The 17,591-nt window shown below is 56.1% G+C and carries 15 protein-coding genes, 1 pseudogene and 1 riboswitch; of the genes and pseudogenes, 11 read left to right on the top strand and 5 right to left on the bottom strand.

Annotated features, from left to right (window positions below; translation table 11 throughout):
- Positions 1–10 precede the first annotated feature (10 nt).
- Positions 11–1,327, top strand: coding sequence for an MFS transporter (locus tag EDC90_RS06630; protein ID WP_245510975.1), 1,317 nt, complete (start codon positions 11–13; stop codon positions 1,325–1,327).
- Positions 1,328–1,653: 326 nt separating this feature from the next.
- Here EDC90_RS06630 and purH read toward each other — a convergent pair whose 3' ends face one another.
- The 4 genes from purH to htpX form a co-directional block, all read right to left on the bottom strand.
- A complete protein-coding gene (purH, locus tag EDC90_RS06625) occupies positions 1,654–3,270 on the bottom strand; it encodes a bifunctional phosphoribosylaminoimidazolecarboxamide formyltransferase/IMP cyclohydrolase (protein ID WP_132309756.1) in 1,617 nt (538 codons plus the stop codon).
- 144 nt (positions 3,271–3,414) lie between these two features.
- On the bottom strand, positions 3,415–5,025 hold the full coding sequence (locus EDC90_RS06620) for a heparinase II/III family protein (RefSeq protein WP_207903866.1): 1,611 nt from the start codon (positions 5,023–5,025) through the stop codon (positions 3,415–3,417).
- Between the two features lie 259 nt (positions 5,026–5,284).
- Positions 5,285–6,652 carry an RsmB/NOP family class I SAM-dependent RNA methyltransferase gene (locus EDC90_RS06615; RefSeq protein ID WP_132309752.1) on the bottom strand — a complete coding sequence of 456 codons (1,368 nt, stop codon included), beginning with the start codon at positions 6,650–6,652 and terminating at the stop codon, positions 5,285–5,287.
- Between the two features lie 8 nt (positions 6,653–6,660).
- Positions 6,661–7,620, bottom strand: coding sequence for a zinc metalloprotease HtpX (gene htpX, locus EDC90_RS06610; protein ID WP_132309750.1), 960 nt, complete (start codon positions 7,618–7,620; stop codon positions 6,661–6,663).
- Between the two features lie 221 nt (positions 7,621–7,841).
- On the opposite strand from htpX, the gene EDC90_RS06605 reads away from it, so the two are divergent.
- The 7 genes and pseudogenes from EDC90_RS06605 (at position 7,842) to ribH (ending at position 12,807) form a co-directional block, all read left to right on the top strand.
- On the top strand, positions 7,842–8,066 hold the full coding sequence (locus tag EDC90_RS06605) for a DUF1674 domain-containing protein (RefSeq protein ID WP_432419993.1): 225 nt from the start codon (positions 7,842–7,844) through the stop codon (positions 8,064–8,066).
- A 74-nt stretch (positions 8,067–8,140) separates the two neighbouring features.
- Positions 8,141–8,596, top strand: a complete 456-nt coding sequence (locus tag EDC90_RS06600) for a thermonuclease family protein (protein WP_132309746.1) — start codon at positions 8,141–8,143, stop codon at positions 8,594–8,596.
- A gap of 155 nt (positions 8,597–8,751) precedes the next feature.
- The gene (locus EDC90_RS06595; RefSeq protein ID WP_132309744.1) at positions 8,752–9,387 is read left to right on the top strand and encodes a phosphoribosyltransferase family protein; all 636 of its coding nucleotides are present in this window, start codon (positions 8,752–8,754) and stop codon (positions 9,385–9,387) included.
- A gap of 27 nt (positions 9,388–9,414) precedes the next feature.
- A pseudogene (locus tag EDC90_RS06590) lies at positions 9,415–9,567 on the top strand (mannonate dehydratase); the annotation flags it as partial.
- 140 nt (positions 9,568–9,707) lie between these two features.
- Positions 9,708–9,861: riboswitch (FMN riboswitch) on the top strand.
- A 113-nt stretch (positions 9,862–9,974) separates the two neighbouring features.
- A complete protein-coding gene (ribD, locus tag EDC90_RS06585; RefSeq protein WP_132309742.1) occupies positions 9,975–11,030 on the top strand; it encodes a bifunctional diaminohydroxyphosphoribosylaminopyrimidine deaminase/5-amino-6-(5-phosphoribosylamino)uracil reductase RibD in 1,056 nt (351 codons plus the stop codon).
- Complete coding sequence (ribB, locus tag EDC90_RS06580) at positions 11,027–12,241, top strand: 3,4-dihydroxy-2-butanone-4-phosphate synthase (RefSeq protein WP_132309740.1); 1,215 nt, start codon at positions 11,027–11,029, stop codon at positions 12,239–12,241. Before ribD ends, ribB begins: the two co-directional genes overlap by 4 nt.
- Positions 12,242–12,366: 125 nt before the next feature.
- Entirely contained in the window at positions 12,367–12,807 is a 441-nt protein-coding gene (ribH, locus tag EDC90_RS06575; RefSeq protein ID WP_132309738.1) for a 6,7-dimethyl-8-ribityllumazine synthase, read from the top strand.
- Positions 12,808–12,862: 55 nt separating this feature from the next.
- On the opposite strand, the gene EDC90_RS06570 is transcribed toward ribH, so the two are convergent.
- Positions 12,863–13,924, bottom strand: a complete 1,062-nt coding sequence (locus EDC90_RS06570; protein ID WP_132309736.1) for a dipeptidase — start codon at positions 13,922–13,924, stop codon at positions 12,863–12,865.
- An 826-nt stretch (positions 13,925–14,750) separates the two neighbouring features.
- Between EDC90_RS06570 and nrdH the strand changes: the two genes are divergently transcribed.
- From nrdH to nrdE, 3 genes are read left to right on the top strand one after another with little or no spacing between them, the layout of a single operon-like run.
- Entirely contained in the window at positions 14,751–14,972 is a 222-nt protein-coding gene (nrdH, locus tag EDC90_RS06565; protein WP_132309734.1) for a glutaredoxin-like protein NrdH, read from the top strand.
- Between the two features lie 46 nt (positions 14,973–15,018).
- The gene (nrdI, locus tag EDC90_RS06560) at positions 15,019–15,411 is read left to right on the top strand and encodes a class Ib ribonucleoside-diphosphate reductase assembly flavoprotein NrdI (protein ID WP_132309732.1); all 393 of its coding nucleotides are present in this window, start codon (positions 15,019–15,021) and stop codon (positions 15,409–15,411) included.
- 2 nt (positions 15,412–15,413) lie between these two features.
- Positions 15,414–17,585, top strand: coding sequence for a class 1b ribonucleoside-diphosphate reductase subunit alpha (gene nrdE / locus EDC90_RS06555; protein WP_132309730.1), 2,172 nt, complete (start codon positions 15,414–15,416; stop codon positions 17,583–17,585).
- Positions 17,586–17,591: the final 6 nt, after the last annotated feature.

Genomic DNA, 17,591 nt, shown 5'->3' with positions numbered 1-17,591 from the left:
TTTCGGCTGGATGTTGTTTGACTGGGCGGCCCAGCCCTTTTTTACGGTCATCACAACGTTTGTTTTCGGGCCGTATTTTGTGTCGCAGCTGGGGAGCGATCCGGTTTCCGGGCAGGTGGCCTGGGCCCATGCGGCAACCCTTGCCGGTATTGTCATTGCCATTTTTGCACCTCTGGCTGGTGGTCTCGCCGATGCGGCCGGTGGCAATAAGCGCTTTATCGGCACGCTCGCTGTCATTCAGGTTTTCAGCCTGTCCATGCTCTGGTTCGCGGTGCCGGGATCAGGTTACTTCTGGCCCGCTTTTTTCATCATTCTCGCCACTTTTGCCGCGGAGATATCGGTCGTCTTCAACGATGCAATGCTCCCGCGTCTTGTAAAAGCCGAGGCGCTCAGCCGAATCTCAAATGATGCATGGGGGCTGGGCTATCTCGGTGGCATGATCGTGCTCATTCCCTTCATTCTTCTGATGGCCGCAAATCCCGCCACAGGATTGACGGTTCTTGGCCATACCCCGCTTTTCGGGCTGGACCCTGCCGAGGGGGAGGCTGCGCGCCTGAGCGGGCCGCTTTCGGCCATCTGGTATCTGGTGTTCCTTCTGCCGTTATTCTTTTTCACGCCGGATACGCCGCGAACCAAGGCGGTGGGTCAGGCTGCCCGTGGCGGTCTGTCAGACCTGAAACAGACATTACTGGTGCTGAAAGACAGGCCTCTTCTGCTGCGTTTTCTCGTGGCCCGTATGTTATACATGGATGGCCTGAACGGGCTTTTGGTTCTCGGAGGTGCCTTTGCAGCCGCAACCTTCGGCTGGTCGACGATGGAAATCGGCCTTTTCGGGATTGTTCTGAACATCGCAGCGATTATCGGCTGTTTTGCTGTTGCACGGGTCTCGCATCTGGTTGGACCCGGAGTTCTTATCGCTTGCGCACTTGTGATGCTGATACTCGCAATGGTCCTGATGGTTTCAACCGGGCCTGATGCAATCCTCTTCGGATTGGTGCCGATGGCTTCGGGCAAGGCAGGCTTGTTTGCCGATGGCGCCGAAAAGGCGTCTATGTTCTATGGCGTGATCATTGGTCTGGCCTTTGGCCCGGCCCAGGCTGCATCACGTGCCTTTTTGGCAAAACATGTTCAAAGTGATGAAAGCGGCCGGTTCTTTGGTCTTTATGCCCTGACAGGGCGGATGACCAGCTTCCTTGCCACGGGGGCCTTCGCGCTTGTGGTCAGCTGGACCGGCTCGCCAAATATGGGTATGGCGAGCCTGCTTATCTTTCTGGTGTCCGGCCTTTTCCTGTTTCTCAGAGGGCTCAAAGCGCCTGAACAGACCTGACCGAAAAATCATCTGCAGCACCGTGCATCCGAATGGACAACCACCTGAAAGCTCACATCTAGAGCATTTCGCAGTCAGATGGAAACGTCTGACGTCCGCGAAAATGCGTCAAAACAAAGAGATGGAGCGGTTGCGCGTTTCCATGAAAGGCGGAACCGCTCTAGTGGTCAGATTCCGGCATCTGGTTCCCTTTTCCACACGCGCTTGTCCAAATGCCGGAATCAAAAGAACCACTAGCTAAGTCTATGTTTCTAGTGTAATTTTCGAATTTGACATTTGAAGTTATCACTGGCGGCAGGTGGGGCCCAAATGTCAAATTCATTCCACTAGTGGCGGAAGGTGCGGGTTCCGGTAAAGATCATGGCGACGCCATTTTCGTTTGCGGCGTCAATGACTTCCTGATCGCGGATCGAGCCACCTGGCTGGATGACGGCCGTTGCACCGGCTGCGACTGCAGAAAGCAGGCCGTCGGCGAACGGGAAGAACGCCTCGGATGCAACTGCAGAGCCCTTTGTTTTCGGTTCCGGCCAGTCTGCGGCCCTGGCGGCTTCTTCAGCTTTGATGGCTGCAATCCGGGCGGAATCGATACGGCTCATCTGGCCTGCTCCAATGCCTGCGGTCTGGCCGTCTTTAACGTAAACAATCGCGTTCGATTTCACATGCTTGGCAATGGCAAAGGCCATTTTCAGGTCTTCAATCTCGGTTTCAGTCGGCGCGCGTTCGGTAACGACCTTCATTTCGATTTCATCGATCATCGCCGTATCGCGCCCCTGCACCAGAAAACCGCCTGCAACCGTGCGGTAGTTGAAGCCGCGCGCCCGCGGATCCGGCAGGCCGCCGGTGGTCAAAAGGCGCAGGTTCTTTTTCGCGGCAATAATTGCTTTGGCTTCTTCATCGGCGTCCGGCGCGATAATCACTTCCGTGAAAAGCTTCACGATTTCGCTGGCGGTCTCGCCGTCAAGCATCTGGTTGAGCGCGACAATGCCGCCAAAGGCCGACTGAGAATCACACGCCAGCGCGCGGCGATAAGCCTCTGTCAGTGTTTCGGCACGGGCCACACCGCAGGGGTTGGCGTGCTTGATGATGGCGCAGGCGGGTGAGACGCTTGGCGAAAATTCCGCAACAAGCTCGAAGGCCGCATCTGTATCATTGATATTGTTATAGGAAAGCTGCTTGCCCTGATGCTGAACCGCGTTTGCAACACCGGGACGTTTGTCGCCGGTCACATAGAATGCAGCAGACTGATGTGGGTTTTCGCCATAGCGCATCTCCTGGCGCAACGTTCCGCCCAGTGTGCGATGACGCGGGGTTTCAATGGCAAGCGCTTCCGCAAACCAGTTTGAAATCGCCGCATCGTAAGCGGCGGTGCGGGCATAGGCGCGGGCGGCGAGTTGCTGGCGCAAGGTATAATGGATGGCGCCATTGCCCGCTTCCAGCGCCTGCGTGACCTCATCATAATCAGCCGGGTCTGTCAGCACGGTAACATAGGCATGGTTCTTGGCTGCGGCGCGGATCATCGCCGGCCCGCCAATATCGATATTCTCAACCGTGGTCGGGTAGTCGCCGCCAGCGGCGCGGACCTTTTCGAACGGGTAAAGGTTGATCACGGCGAGGTCGATGGATTCGATGCCGTGTTGGCTCATCGCTGCCTGATGATCTTCATCGTCCCTGATCGCCAGAAGACCGCCATGCACATTCGGGTGCAGCGTCTTGACGCGCCCGTCCATGATTTCCGGAAACCCGGTGACAGAGGAAACATCGGTGACCTCAAGTCCTGCCGCCGCAAGAGCCTTATGGGTGCCGCCGGTTGAAAGAAGTTTTATGCCACGCGCAGCGAGCGCTGTTGCGAATTCGACAATACCCTGCTTGTCCGAAACGGAAAGCAGAGCAGTTCTGATATTGACGAGATCGGGCGCGGGGATTTTCTTCGAGGCGACAGCCATCTTGTGTGTCCTTCAGCAAAGGCGCGGCTGCCGGGTTTGAAAAGGCAGCCAACGGCGCGGCGGTAAAAACAGTTCGGCGCGCTATGCGCGTCCACGCGACAGGCGTTAGCACGGCTGGGAGCATTTATAAACCTGCGAGTGCAGTCAACTTTGCCGCTCAAAACGCCAGTCGATTTGTGACTGATCGCCGATGACAGAGCTGACCGTGATTTGTTGCGAGCGGGTCAGGCCGGCATTGCTGGCGAAAAACAGATCCTCCTCGATCTCCACCTGAAGGCCCGGCGCAGAGAAAAGCCAGCTCTCATTATCAGGGGCCGTGAGGAAAATACTGTGTTCATTTTCGCGTAACGCCCAGACAGAAGGGTGCAGGTGGAAACGCACGATGGCAGCTGTTCTGTTTTCGGGGCTGGGCGCTTCACCGTTTTTTCGGTCGAAACGATCTGAGCCTGCAATCACCTGTCCATCAGGTGAAAGTGAAATCCGCCGCAGGCAGTAGACGCCGAATGTGCCCAGATATCCGTCGTGCCAAAGATCAACCGTATCTGTTCCGTCGTCACCGGTGGAGCGTTCTGCGCCAGTGTTGCGGATGCCGCCAATGGCAACCGGGCCAAGGAACGCACTGTGCGAAAAACGCACAGAAGATGTTTCGCCCAGTGTGACAGCCGAATGTGCAGCCGTCGATCGCGCCATGCGAAGCATCTCGGCATCGCTGCTGTTAGGAACACCTGCATTGACGATGAAGCGGCTGCGTCCAGAAGACATCTCAAAGGACAAGGCTCCGGCATGAGCGGTTTTCGAGAGGTGCGGGCTGAACGGCTTGCCGGCATCTGTGATCAGCACTGTGCCGTTGCCTTGAAGACGGTGATAGCCGTTATGCGGCAGTGCCTTGAATGCAGTTCCCCCAGTCTCATCATAACGCATGATGGCAGACAGATCTGTCGCCAGTGTAGCGCCGTTCCCGTTAAAAAGTGCAAGATTGCCGTCGGCGTGGCGAAAGAAGCGCAACGCCGGATAAATCCGGTCTATGGCCGGCACCAGACGTTTGGGAAGCGTCAGGTCGAGATTAATATATGTCTGGCGCAGGGGGAGCAGAGAGAAGAGAACATTCAGCAGTGTTTGCGGGTTTCGGGTAATGTGACCGCCGTCTGGAAGTACCTGTCTGTCGAGGGCTGCGTCCAGACGTCTGGAGGCCTGCCGGCGCCGCTTCTCAGGCATATCCATACAGATGGAGACCATGCAAAGCGCGATGGCCGCAATGAGCCGGTTTTCGTCATCGGGCATGGTTTTGTAACGTTGCCTGAGAATGCGTTCATGGCGCAGAATAGCTTCGGCAAAACGGCGGTAAAACTGTGTGTCTGCGCCTTTCAGCACAACGGTGGAATGGGACAGCCATGCCAGCAGTCTCTGCGATGCAACGTCGGTTTGCCAGCAAGGCCCTGAAATCCGGCGATGACGGCGCAGAAAACTTAGAACAGAAGCGCGTGCCTTTTCGTTCGCGGCGCTACTGTCTTGCGTCCTGAAATGTCTGAGCCAGCTGAAACGAGCCATCTCACGCAGGAAGGCATCGTCCGGCATCGCGCATGAGAAGGGTGGTTTGCCATTTGTCTCCAGCGTTTCACCCTGAAAGCAGAAGCGGTCAGACAGAAGGTCTTCACCTTCCATAGGGTCGGTTGCCCGCAGATCCGTTGGAGCCACGAGCAAACGCGCGGTTTCACGGCCGGCTGAAAAGATATCCGGCAATCCCGGCGAGATCATATGGCATCTCACACGCGCGACGGTTTCCCGCCCGAGCAGACAACCATATCGCCAGATATCCGCGATACGAAAACCCAAAACTTGCACCCATTATCTTTATTATCGCACGCCTTGACCGCGTGATCTTTAATTGATGCCTAATCTGTCAGACTGAACAGATGCTTAACGCCAAACAGATTTGCTTCCAATATTACATTTCACCGGAAGGAGATATAATTCAGCGCCATTAGCTGAATCGATTATCGAGAAGCACGGCGCTTTAAAGACGCTTGAGGGCTGCTGCGTAAAAACCATCCAGCCCGGTCGCGCCGTCGCCGAAGGTATCGGCAGGGGTCGTGCGCAATGCGCCTGAGGTATCAAAAAGATGCGTGAGTGAGGCAAGTTGCCCCGCAGGAAAGGCGGTGCGTTCCGCCGGGGCACCATCATTGATCAGGCGTTCGACGACCTCTTCTCCCTCTTTTGGATCGAGAGAGCAGTTGGAGAAGATGACAATACCACCGGGCCGTACGAAATCGATTGCGCGCCGAAGCATCTGATACTGCACTTCTGCGAGTTTCTCGATGTCGTCGATCGTCTTGGTCCATAACACATCCGGGTGGCGGCGTGTCGTGCCTGTGGAGGAGCAGGGTGCATCCAGAAGTGCGGCATCGTAAAGCCCGTCTTCTGGCTGAAACTCCATCATGTCGGCAGCCACGGCCTGTACTGGTAGTTGAAGGCGCATGAGGTTCTGTTCCAACCGCTTCAAACGGCTTTTGGAGCGTTCAAGCGCTGTCACTTCACCGCCCTGGCAGATCAGTTGTGCGGTTTTGCCGCCCGGAGCCGCGCAAAGATCGATGACGCGCTGGCCGGAAAGGTCGCCAAAAAGCTTCGCCGGAATCGCGGCTGCGGCATCCTGAACCCACCATTCGCCCGTGTCGAAACCTTCCATCTCGGGAATAGCACCAGAGGGGGCATCAAGGCGAACAGAGCCTGTCGGCAGAAATGTCCCACCCAGTTTTGCGGCCCAGCCTTCCGGATCGGCTTTGACAGAAAGATCAATGCTTGGCGGTGTCAGTTGCGCATTGCTGATGGCCATCGCCTTTTCCGGGCCATAAATGTTTTCAAGGCGATTAAAGAACCAGTCCGGCATGGAAGCGACATCTGCAATACGTGCAAGATTCTTATCCTTGCCGCGGCCTAAACGGCGCAAAACAGCGTTTACCAGCCCGGCGAAGCGTTTGTTGCGCGGATCGGCATTGGCCTGTTCAACAGCGATGTCGACGGCTGAATGATCGGGAACATCAAGGTAGAGGATCTGCGCTGCGGCGATTGTCAGCACATGAGACAAGGCGCGTGCGCCTGCGGGAAGTGGCCGGTCCAAAAGACCTGAAATGGCCACATCAATCTGTGGTTTGTGGCGCAGAGCGGTCAGGATCAGCGCCCGGCAAAGCGCCTGATCTCCTTTTGAGAGCGAGCGATAAGCGCCATTGCCATTCTCGCTGTCAATCATACCATCCAGCGGTGTGGCGCGATCAACAACTGCGCCGAGGATTTTCGTTGCTGCAGCGCGTGTCGCGAAACCGGGTTTTCTGTTTGCGGGTATATCCGCGTGTGCCGGGCGGTTCGGCTGGCTTCCCGCCCGTTTCATGCCATCACTCAAGACCAGGGACCTTTGAAGGGCGTATCACCGCCGTTTGTGCGGCCGGTCTCAGGAACCGACTGCGATCTGCGGGTCGCTTTAGCAGGCTGTGGCGCCGCCGTCGAGGTGACACCCATCTGCCGGGCCTGATCCTGCAATGCCGCGATGCGATTTTCAGTGTTCGGATGGGTTGAGAACAGATTGTCCATGTTCTTTCCGGCCAGCGGGTTGATGATGAACATGTGTGCGGTTGCCGGATTGCGTTCAGCCCGCTCATTGTGAATGGTCTCGTTGCCGCGGGCAATCTTGTTCAGGGCTGAAGCCAGCCACAGCGGATTGCCGCAGATTTCACCCCCGCGTTTGTCCGCAGAGTATTCGCGCGTTCGGCTGATCGCCATCTGCACCATTGCCGCCGCCATGGGCGCAACGATCATCGCAACCAGAACGCCGACAAAGCCGAAGGGATTGTTGTTGTCGCGGTTGCCGCCGAAGAAAAAGGCAAAGTGACCGAGCATCGAAATGGCACCGGCCAGCGTGGCGGTGATTGTCATCGTCAGTGTATCGCGGTGCTGAACATGCGAAAGCTCATGCGCCATGACCCCCGCAAGCTCTTCGTAAGACAGCATTTTCAAGATGCCGGTCGAAGCCGCAACGGCCGCATTTTGCGGGTTTCGCCCGGTGGCAAAGGCGTTGGGCTGCGGGCTGTCGTAAAGGTAGACCTTGGGCATGGGTAGGCCCGCACGCTCTGAGAGCTTGCGCACCATGTTATAATATTCAGGCGCCGAAGATGCGTCGACTTCATGTGCGCCATACATACGCAGCACCATCTTGTCAGAATTCCAGTAGGAAAACACGTTCATACCGGCCGCGATGATCAGTGCGATCACCATGCCAGACTGGCCACCGATCATATAGCCAATGGCCATAAACAGTGCGGTCATGGCCGCAAGAAGCATGGCTGTGCGAACAAGATTCATCTGTCTGTCTCCGAAACCGGTCTGTTGATCACGGCGCGGTTTTCTCTTCTGCCGCTCTTCAATTCCCGTTATAAGTGGGAAAAGAATGGCTTTAAATCAATATTGCCGACCGGCAGTAAAAGGTTTTTGAAATGCAGGACGAAAAAAAACAAGCAGAGAACACAGGCCAGTCAGGCACGGATGCTGAGCAGACGACGGTTGAGGCGGTATCTGCGCTTGATCTGGCCGCACTGACAGCGACGCCTGAAAACACGTTGCAAGTCGAGGCCGAGGAAGAGCGCCGCAGACGTCTGCCGCCTGCAGCGCAGCGCGCACTGGCCGAAGCTGAGGAACGCCGTGCGCAGCGGCAGAAAAAGGCTGAGGCGAAAGAGCTTGGCGGCCGGGGTGGGCTTGATCCGGCACGATACGGCGACTGGGAGATCAAAGGGCGGGCCATCGATTTCTGAACGGTGATGGCACAACCTTGAGTTAGGCGATTATTCCTATTGCTTCTGCTGTATTTAAGGAATAAATTCCTTTTATGGTTTTGAAGCTCTTGTGCCCTTTTTCGATTCTGCTGTTTTTCGCGATGGTGCCAGCCGTCGCGACCGGTGCGGATGTCTATGATGGACCTGTTCGCGCGGACGTCATTCGTGTGATTGATGGTGATACGATTGCGGTCGAGGCACGACCATGGCCGGGGCAGATTGTGGAGGCGTCCGTGCGTGTTCGCGGTGTCGATACGCCGGAGCTGCGCGGGGCTTGCGATGCCGAAAAACAGGCGGCGAGTGCTGCGAAGAATTATGTGATTTCTCTGTTACAGCCGGGCCAGACGGTCAGACTCAGGCACATCTCCGGCGATAAGTATTTCGGGCGCGTCGTGGCTGACGTTGAACTGGAGGATGAGCGCGATCTCAGCGGCCTGCTGTTGCGCGGTGGTTTTGCTGTTGTTTATGACGGCGGGCGGAAAACAGCTTTTCCATGTCCCTCTTCGTGAGCTCTGATCCGGTTTGGAGCAAACATCGGGTGGTTGATCTCTGACACACGATGGGCCGGCTTTTTTGCTCTGCGAAACGGGTTGGCGAAAACCGGCGTCCACTTTTCTCGGCCGATGTTCTAAAACACCTCTGTCATCTTATCAGGGAAGTGTTCATGTCCGATTCCTTTCAGCCCGTCGTTACCAGTCAGACACACAAAGTCGATGTTGCCGGCTATCCGGTTGAGCTTCCGCTGGTCGCCATTCGCCCTGATCTTGCGATCTCATTGATGATGGTGATTGATCTTGGCGTTCGTTTCGGTGCCCATTGCGGTGAAAAACTGAAAGAGAAACTGGCGCCGTTGCAGCCTGATATTGTGGTCGGCGCGGCGACGCTTGGCATTCCGGTCGCCATCGAAGTGACGCGCGCTCTCGGGCTGGACCGCTATGTGATCCTGCAGAAGTCGCCGAAGGTGCATCTGGGGGACGCGCTGGAGCAGAAGATTACCTCAATCACCTCGAAAGGCGAGCAGAGGCTGCTTCTGGATGACCGCGCCGTTCCCTTGCTGAAAGGCCGCCGTGTGGTTGTTGTCGATGATGTCGTTGCCTCCGGATCCAGTCTTAAAGGCTCTGTTGATCTGGTGCGTAAGGCAGGCGGGGAAGTCGTTGGTATCGGTGTGATCCTGACTGAAGCGCGAGACTGGCTGGAAACTTTGGGGGCGGATGCCGGATTGGTGAAGGGGCTGGCGCATATTCCGCAATTTAGCAATGAAAATAGACGTTGGGCAGCCAGGCCGGAAACCATGCTTTAAAACCGGACTGGCGGGACTGGGCCTATTGGCCGGGCTGACTTCAGCATTCCATTTCGTTCGGACCATGGTCTTGATATTCTTGACGATCAGTCCCGTCAGGCGCAGCCAGGCTATCCGGCGATCGGACGGCTTAAAGGTCTGGCAGAGTTGCGTGGTATTATCGCGGCACTGGATCGCTGACTGAAGCCGCTTTGTGGGGCAGAAAGTCTCTTTTTTGACAGTGTGTTAACCGGTTCTGCCGGTCGGCGTGAAAAACATTGCTTGCGTTTTTTCAGTTTCTGGTTCTATTTTTATCCCGTCGGTTGAGATCTTTCAGCTGGTGACGTTCTCAGGGCGGGGTGAAATTCCCCACCGGCGGTAATTGCCTGATGGCATCAGCCCGCGAGCGCCTTTTTCAAAGTGATGAAAAAGGGTCAAGCAGATCCGGTGTAATTCCGGAGCCGACGGTTAAAGTCCGGATGGAAGAGAACAGAAATGACAGGACCGGTGTGTCCTGCGCCCGACCTCTTTGAGGATATGGGGGCAGTGCGCAATCTGACCTGCATTTTGCCCTGTTTGACGTCTTTTGATCTTTGGATGAGGCGCAAATGGGCATTGTAAAACCCCTTTCCATATCCGGCAAAAGACTGTCCGACGAAGCGATTGTGTCTGCATTTGAGCAGGTGCTTGGTGAAGCTGGCCGCTTCGCCGGGGCAACCAGCCCCAACCCGCCTGTGGGTTGTGCGCTTCTGGATTCTGCCGGCAATATTCTGGCAATGGCGGCGCATGAACGTGCAGGGCACGCCCATGCTGAAGCCGCGGCCATCGCACTTGCACGCCAGCGCGGACTGACAAGCCGGATCCACACCGTGGTTGTTACGCTCGAACCGTGCAATCATCATGGCAGAACGCCGCCCTGTACCGAGGCCATTCTGACGACGCCTGCGGAATTTCTTGTTATTGGCTGTGCTGATCCCAACCCACATGTGGCTGGCGGTGGTGCCGTGCGGCTTGGTGAGGCCGGTCTCGATGTGACATATCTTGAGGCCATGATCGGGGAACCGGCCGGGGCGGCTGCGCTGGCCTGCAGGCGTTTGATCGCGCCTTTCGCCAAGAAGGCAGCGACCGGGCTTCCCTGGATCACGCTGAAGCAGGCGCTTGATGAGTGCGGAAGCATGATTCCACCGTCAGGTGAAAAAACCTTCACGTCAGCCGCATCGCTGAAGCTGGCACACCGTCTTCGCCGCCGGGCCGATGCGATTCTGACGGGTTCCGGCACTGTGCTGGCTGACAATCCGTCCTTCACAGTTCGGCATGTGTCCGATTTCACTGAGAAGAAAAGATCGCTTGCAATTCTGGACCGCCGTGGCCGGGTGGCAGACTCCTATCTGTCTGAAGCCCGTGCGCGTGGTTTCGAGCCTTTTGTCGCGCAGTCATTTTCCGATGCTCTGCGTCAAATCGGAGCGGCCGGTGCACAGGAAGTTCTGGTCGAAGCCGGTCCTTTGCTGACAGAGCATATCCTTCAATCCGGGCTCTGGGATGCGCATGTTGTGATCACAAAATCAGCTGCTGCCAACGATGGCGATGCCGTTGCCGTCCGCTATCGCGATGAAGCCTTTGATCTGCTGAAGAATACGGCCTGGCCGCTTGGAGATGAAGAATGACATTGATGCATAACAATCTTTCCCGCGTCAGGAAGGCGCTTTCGGCGATCAGGGCCGGGCGCATGGTCGTGCTCATCGATGACGAGGCGCGTGAAAACGAGGGCGATCTGGTGGTGGCTGCAGATTTTGCGACACCGCAGGCGGTGAATTTCATGGCGATGCATGGTCGCGGGCTGATCTGCCTTTGCCTGACCGGTCAAAAGGTCGATCAGCTTGGGCTGCCACCAATGGTCAGTGATAACCGTGCCCGCCATGCGACGGCTTTTACAGTTTCTATCGAAGCGCGAGAGGGTATTTCGACCGGAATTTCCGCAGCTGATCGTGCCCGCACAATCGCTGCTGCTGCCAATCCGGCTGCAAAGCCGGACGATATCGTTTCGCCCGGGCACATGTTTCCCTTGCGTGCCAGCGATGGTGGCGTTCTGGTGCGAAACGGACATACGGAAGGCTCCGTCGATCTCGTGCGGATCGCCGGGCTTAACCCTGCGGCTGTGATCTGCGAGATTATGCGCGATGATGGCGAAATGGCCCGCAGACCTGATCTCGAGGCCTTCGCCCGGCAGCATGATTTGCCCTGCCTCACCATTGCAGAACTGGCCGAATATCGCATGCAAACGGAAAACCTGGTGGAGGAAGCCGCGCGTGCCAGTCTGCCAACTGGTTTCAGCGATTCAGCTTTTGATGTCCGGGTGTTCAAAAGCCTGGTAGATGGTGTTGAGCATCTCGCGCTCGTCAAAGGGCCGCTGTCGGAGGCTCCGCTTGTGCGTGTTCATTCCGAATGTCTGACCGGTGACGTGTTTGGCTCGCTGAAATGCGATTGCGGGCAGCAGCTTGATGCCAGCATGGCATTGATTGCAGAGCAGGGCGGCATTCTGATCTATATGAAAGGGCATGAAGGTCGCGGCATCGGCCTTGCCAACAAGATCCGCGCCTACGGCTTGCAGCAACAGGGGCTCGATACTCATGCTGCCAATCTGGCGCTTGGCCTTCCAGCCGATGCACGCGAGTATTACGCCGCCGCGCATATTCTCAAAAGTCTTGGTGTTCGCCGGTTACGGCTTCTCTCGAACAATCCCGATAAGCCTGAGGCGCTTATTCGTTGTGGACTTGCCGTTGAGGAGCGTGTGCCGCTGATGATCGCGTCCAACCCCTATAATGAACGCTATCTCGCAACCAAGCGCGAGAAGTTCGGTCATCTGCTTTCGATCTGATTGAAACGTCATGCACCCATCTGGACTTGAGAAGCGGTGCTCACATTTTTGGAACCCAAGCATCGTGCTTTCGAAAATCGTATTCGGTTTTTGGGTCGATGCGTCAGCCTGAAAGGAAAAAAACGATGTCTCATCGTATTGCCATCGTCATCTCGCGTTTTAACGAGAAGGTCACGAGCGGTCTTTTGAACGGTGCAAAGGCTGAGCTGGCCGAGCGTGGTCATCCCGTCGCGGATGCAGATATCTTTGATGTGCCGGGCGCTTTTGAAACGCCTGTCGTTGCAAAGAAGCTGGCAGAAACCGGCAAGTTTGCCGGGGTTGTCTGTATTGGTGCGGTGATCAAAGGCGATACGGCTCATTTTGAGTATATCTCGGAAGCAACCGCGCATGGACTGATGCAGGTTTCGCTTGAAACCGGAATACCTGTCTCATTCGGTATCCTGACGACCTATACGGCGGAACAGGCCTTCATCCGATCTGCTGAGGACCGGCACAACAAAGGCCGTGAGGCCGCAGCAGCCTGTGTTGAGGCGCTGGCAGCACTTTCAAAAGTTGCCTCGGCTTAAACCTGCTTTATTGTCCCCGTCTGCCACTTTGCAGCGGGCGGGGATCCCGCCGGTCTCATGGATTCCAGGTTTTGCGCAGCACACGGAACCAGTTTTGGTGACAAAGCTTTGTCAGCAGTGCTTCATCATAGCCATGCGTGCGCATTTCACGGCGCAGAACGGGCAATCCGGCAACGTCTCCGATCGCCTGAGGAACAATCGCGCCGTCAAAGTCCGAACCGAAGCCGACCCGGTCTTCCCCGACCTTTTCCATCAGGTGGTCGAGGTGGCGCAACATGATTTCGATTGGCATATCCGGTGACATGCGGCCGTCTGGGCGCAGAAAGGCGGTGGCAAAGTTGAGGCCGACCATGCCGTCGCTCTCCGCAATCATCGCCAGCTGTCTGTCTGTGAGGTTGCGTGCATGGGGCGAAATGACATGGGCGTTTGAGTGGGTGGCAACGATTGGCGCATCCGTGAGCGCGGCGAGATCGTTGAAACCCTTCTCGTTAAGGTGCGATACGTCCAGCATGATTTTGAGTCGGTTGCATTGGCGCACAAGCTCTTTGCCAGCCTCTGTCAGGCCCGGTCCGGTGTCGCCGGTTGAGGGAAAGCGAAATGGCACACCATGGCCGAAGATCGTCGGGCGGCTCCAGACCGGACCCAGCGATCTGAGACCTGCTGCGTACAGCACTTCAAGCGTGCTGAAATCCGGATCGATGGCTTCCGCTCCCTCAAGATGCATGACCGCCGCCGTCTTTTCCGAGTGAAATGTCGTCTCAAGGTCGTCTGCTGTGGTGCAGATCTTCAGTTTTCCTGTTCGTTCCAGGGCCCTGAGGGCTGCGATTTCATCGACCACGACTTTCATTGCGTCTTCCCATGAAACCAGACCGGGAAGCGGCACGTCGTAACGCGCATTGGTCATGGCTTCATCGCCGTTGGCCTGGCCTTTTGTGGTCGAAGGCACCCAAAGTGCGAAGAAGCCGCCGCCAAAGCCGCCTTTGCGGGCGCGCAAAAAGTCGATCTGGCCGCTCTTAGTGCCGTAAACAGCATCTTCAACTGTGATCTTTCCGCGCGCGAGGTGAAGCAGGAAGTCGTTGTGCCCATCGAATATGAGCGGCGCGGTATCAGAATTCATTGTTTATCCCGTGGTCATCTGGTGCCTGCCAGTGTCGCCCTGACGGCGATCTTCAGGCGCATTCCGACCTTCATATTTCTGTGTCAGGTTCGGGGCACTTTAGCATCCGAATCGATCCTGAAAAGGTGCAAAGAAAAAATGGCTATGGCGATTGTCGCTTTAAGCTACTGATATTGTGAGGTCAGTCTCGATCCAGCCCTGTGGATAGTGGGTGAACAGCACGGTTGAATTGCGCTTTCTACCAGAGGTTGGTGGAAGTGAGGGGGTGTTCGAACCCATTTTAAGGGCCTGCTGACTCACCTCATGTCACCGTCGGGTTTCCCGGGTGTCCGCGTTCTGTAAATGGTTTTGCGTTTCACATAATCCGTCAGTTTCGTTGCGTCGCTCCGGTATCCGGTGCGTGTTCGAAAAAAGTGTCAAACGTAAACTATATATTGACGCTTTTCATGTTTAGAGTAGCATATATTGTGTTGTAGGGCCGGTTTGGGCGATTCGCGAAAACACGTGGTCACAGCGCAAGTTTCTGAGTTCATATGGTGGTGTTTTGTCTGAGGTCCGTCTGGCCGGTGGCAAGGCTGCCTGCTGGTGATCTGAAAGGTCGTTGCCGGATGAACCCGGACAAGAATTTGCAGTGGGGTGTTTGTTCCACTGCTACAACCGGGCCGCGCCCGGTTCTGGCGTGCCATAGGCCGGTCCAATGAGGCCGGCGGTGAGCCTGAAATAACCTCTGCGCATTGAACCTGAGCGTCAGAGACATGCGGAATATGAGCGTGACCGGTTGAACCGGGAAACGCTTGTGAAAATATATGATTGAAGCGAGGAAGAAATGAAGATCACTGTCTACTCAAAGCCAGCCTGCGTTCAGTGCAATGCAACGACGCGTGCGCTTGAGCGGAAGGGGCTCGATTATGAGATCGTGGACGTTTCCGCTGACAGTGAAGCGTATGATCATGTTGTCGGCCTTGGTTACCGTCAGGTTCCGGTGGTTGTTGCCGGTGAGCAGCACTGGTCCGGTTTCCGTCCCGACATGATCGGAACCCTCGCCTGATCAAGACGATCAGGGCGACCTGAAGGAAGGCAGACGGATAACGGGCATGCTCGTCTATTATTCCAGCGCTACGGGCAACACTCACCGTTTCGTAACCAAGACCGGTCTTCCGGCCAGAAGGCTGGGGCCGCAGGGCAATACGAAAGAGGTGCATGAGCCTTATGTGCTTGTTGTTCCGACCTATGCGGGCGGCGACGGGCGCGGTGCTGTGCCGAAGCCGGTCATCCACTTCCTTAATAATCCGGAAAACCGGGCGCTCATTCGGGGCGTCATTGCTTCCGGGAATTCGAATTTTGGTGAAACATACGGTATCGCCGGCGACATTATATCCGCCAAATGCAAGGTACCATATCTCTATCGTTTCGAGCTTCTCGGGACGCAAGAGGATGTTAACAACGTCACACAAGGGCTGGAAGAGTTTTGGAAACGGCAGAATTGACGATGACCGCACGTACCGGGGACGACACGGTTGAAGAAAAAGGCGCCGCCAAAACCAAGGCGACGACGCTTGATTATCATGCGCTCAACGCCATGCTTAATCTGTATGACGAAAACGGCAACATCCAGTTTGAAGCCGACCGGCTGGCGGCGCGTCAGTATTTCCTGCAGCATGTGAACCAGAATACCGTATTCTTTCACAATCTGCGCGAAAAGCTCGATTACCTCGTCGACGAGGGCTATTACGAGCAGGAAGTGCTCGATCAGTATGCCTTCAATTTCGTTCGCGATCTCTGGGATCACGCCTTCGACAAGAAATTCCGCTTTCAGACATTCCTGGGCGCGTTCAAATATTACACCGCCTACACGCTGAAAACGTTCGACGGTAAGCGCTATCTTGAGCGCTACGAAGACCGTGTGTGTATGGTTGCGCTGGCGCTGGCCAAGGGCGATGAGCAACTGGCGACTGCGCTTGTCGACGAAATCATCGCAGGCCGTTTCCAGCCCGCAACGCCAACCTTTCTCAATGCAGGCAAGAAAAGCCGCGGCGAGCTGGTGTCCTGTTTTCTGCTGCGCGTTGAAGACAACATGGAATCCATCGGCCGCTCGATCAATTCGGCGCTTCAGCTTTCCAAACGTGGCGGCGGCGTCGCCCTGTCGCTGACCAATATCCGCGAATCCGGTGCGCCGATCAAAAAGATCGAGAACCAGTCATCCGGCGTTATCCCGGTGATGAAGCTTCTGGAAGATAGTTTCTCATACGCCAATCAGCTTGGTGCGCGTCAGGGCGCCGGTGCGGTTTATCTGAATGCGCATCATCCCGATATCCTGCGTTTCCTTGATACCAAGCGCGAAAATGCCGACGAGAAAATCCGCATCAAAACGCTGTCGCTCGGCGTTGTGATCCCGGATATCACGTTTGAACTCGCTCGCAATAATGAGGATATGTACCTGTTCTCGCCCTATGATGTCGAACGCGTATACGGCAAGGCGATGACGGAAATCGAGATTTCCAAGCACTACCGCGAGATGGTCGATAATTCGGATATCCGAAAGAAAAAGATCAATGCGCGTGCTTTCTTCCAGACACTGGCAGAGCTGCAGTTTGAAAGCGGCTATCCCTATATTCTGTTTGAAGATACAGCAAACCGCGCTAATCCGGTCGCCGGTCGCATCTCGATGAGCAATCTCTGTTCTGAGATTCTGCAGGTCTCGGAAGCCAGCGAATTTAACGATGACCTGTCCTATAAGCATATGGGCAAGGACATTTCGTGCAATCTCGGCTCGATGAATATCGCCATGGCGATGGATTCGAAGGATTTTGGCCGCACCGTTGATACCGCGATCCGCGCCCTGACTGCCGTCTCCGACATGAGCCATATTTCATCTGTGCCGTCGGTCGAGAAGGGCAATGACGAGAGCCACGCCATCGGCCTCGGCCAGATGAACCTGCACGGCTATCTCGCCCGCGAGCGGATCTTCTACGGCTCGGAGGAAGGCGTCGACTTCACCAATATGTATTTCTACGCCGTGACCTATCACGCGCTGAAGGCCTCGAACCGGATCGCCGTCGAACGCGGCGTTTCCTTCGCGGACTTCGAGAAGTCGAAATATGCCAGCGGCGAATATTTCGACAAATACACCGAGAAGGAATGGGTGCCTGCGACCGAGCGCGTGCGCGAATTGTTCGAAAAGGCCGGCATCGACCTGCCGACGCAGGAAGACTGGCTGGAACTGAAGGACGCGGTGATGAAGGGCGGTCTCTATAACCGCAATCTTCAGGCCGTGCCGCCGACGGGCTCGATCTCCTACATCAACAATGCCACCGCCTCGATCCATCCGATCGTCTCCAAGATCGAGATCCGTAAAGAGGGCAAGATCGGCCGCGTCTATTATCCGGCGCCGTTCATGTCGAACGACAATCTGGAATATTACCAGGACGCCTACGAGATCGGGCCGGAGAAGATCATCGACACCTATGCGGCGGCGACCCAGCATGTCGACCAGGGCCTGTCGCTGACGCTGTTCTTCCGCGACACCGCCACCACGCGCGATGTCAACAAGGCGCAGATTTACGCCTGGAAGAAGGGCATCAAGACCATTTACTACATTCGTCTTCGGCAGATGGCGCTTTCGGGCACCGAGGTCGAAGGCTGTGTTTCGTGCAGCCTGTAATGCGCG

This window comes from Martelella mediterranea, from assembly GCF_004342225.1.
GTDB classification, from domain to species: domain Bacteria; phylum Pseudomonadota; class Alphaproteobacteria; order Rhizobiales; family Rhizobiaceae; genus Martelella; species Martelella mediterranea_B.
This window is presented reverse-complemented; position numbering and strand designations above follow the sequence as displayed.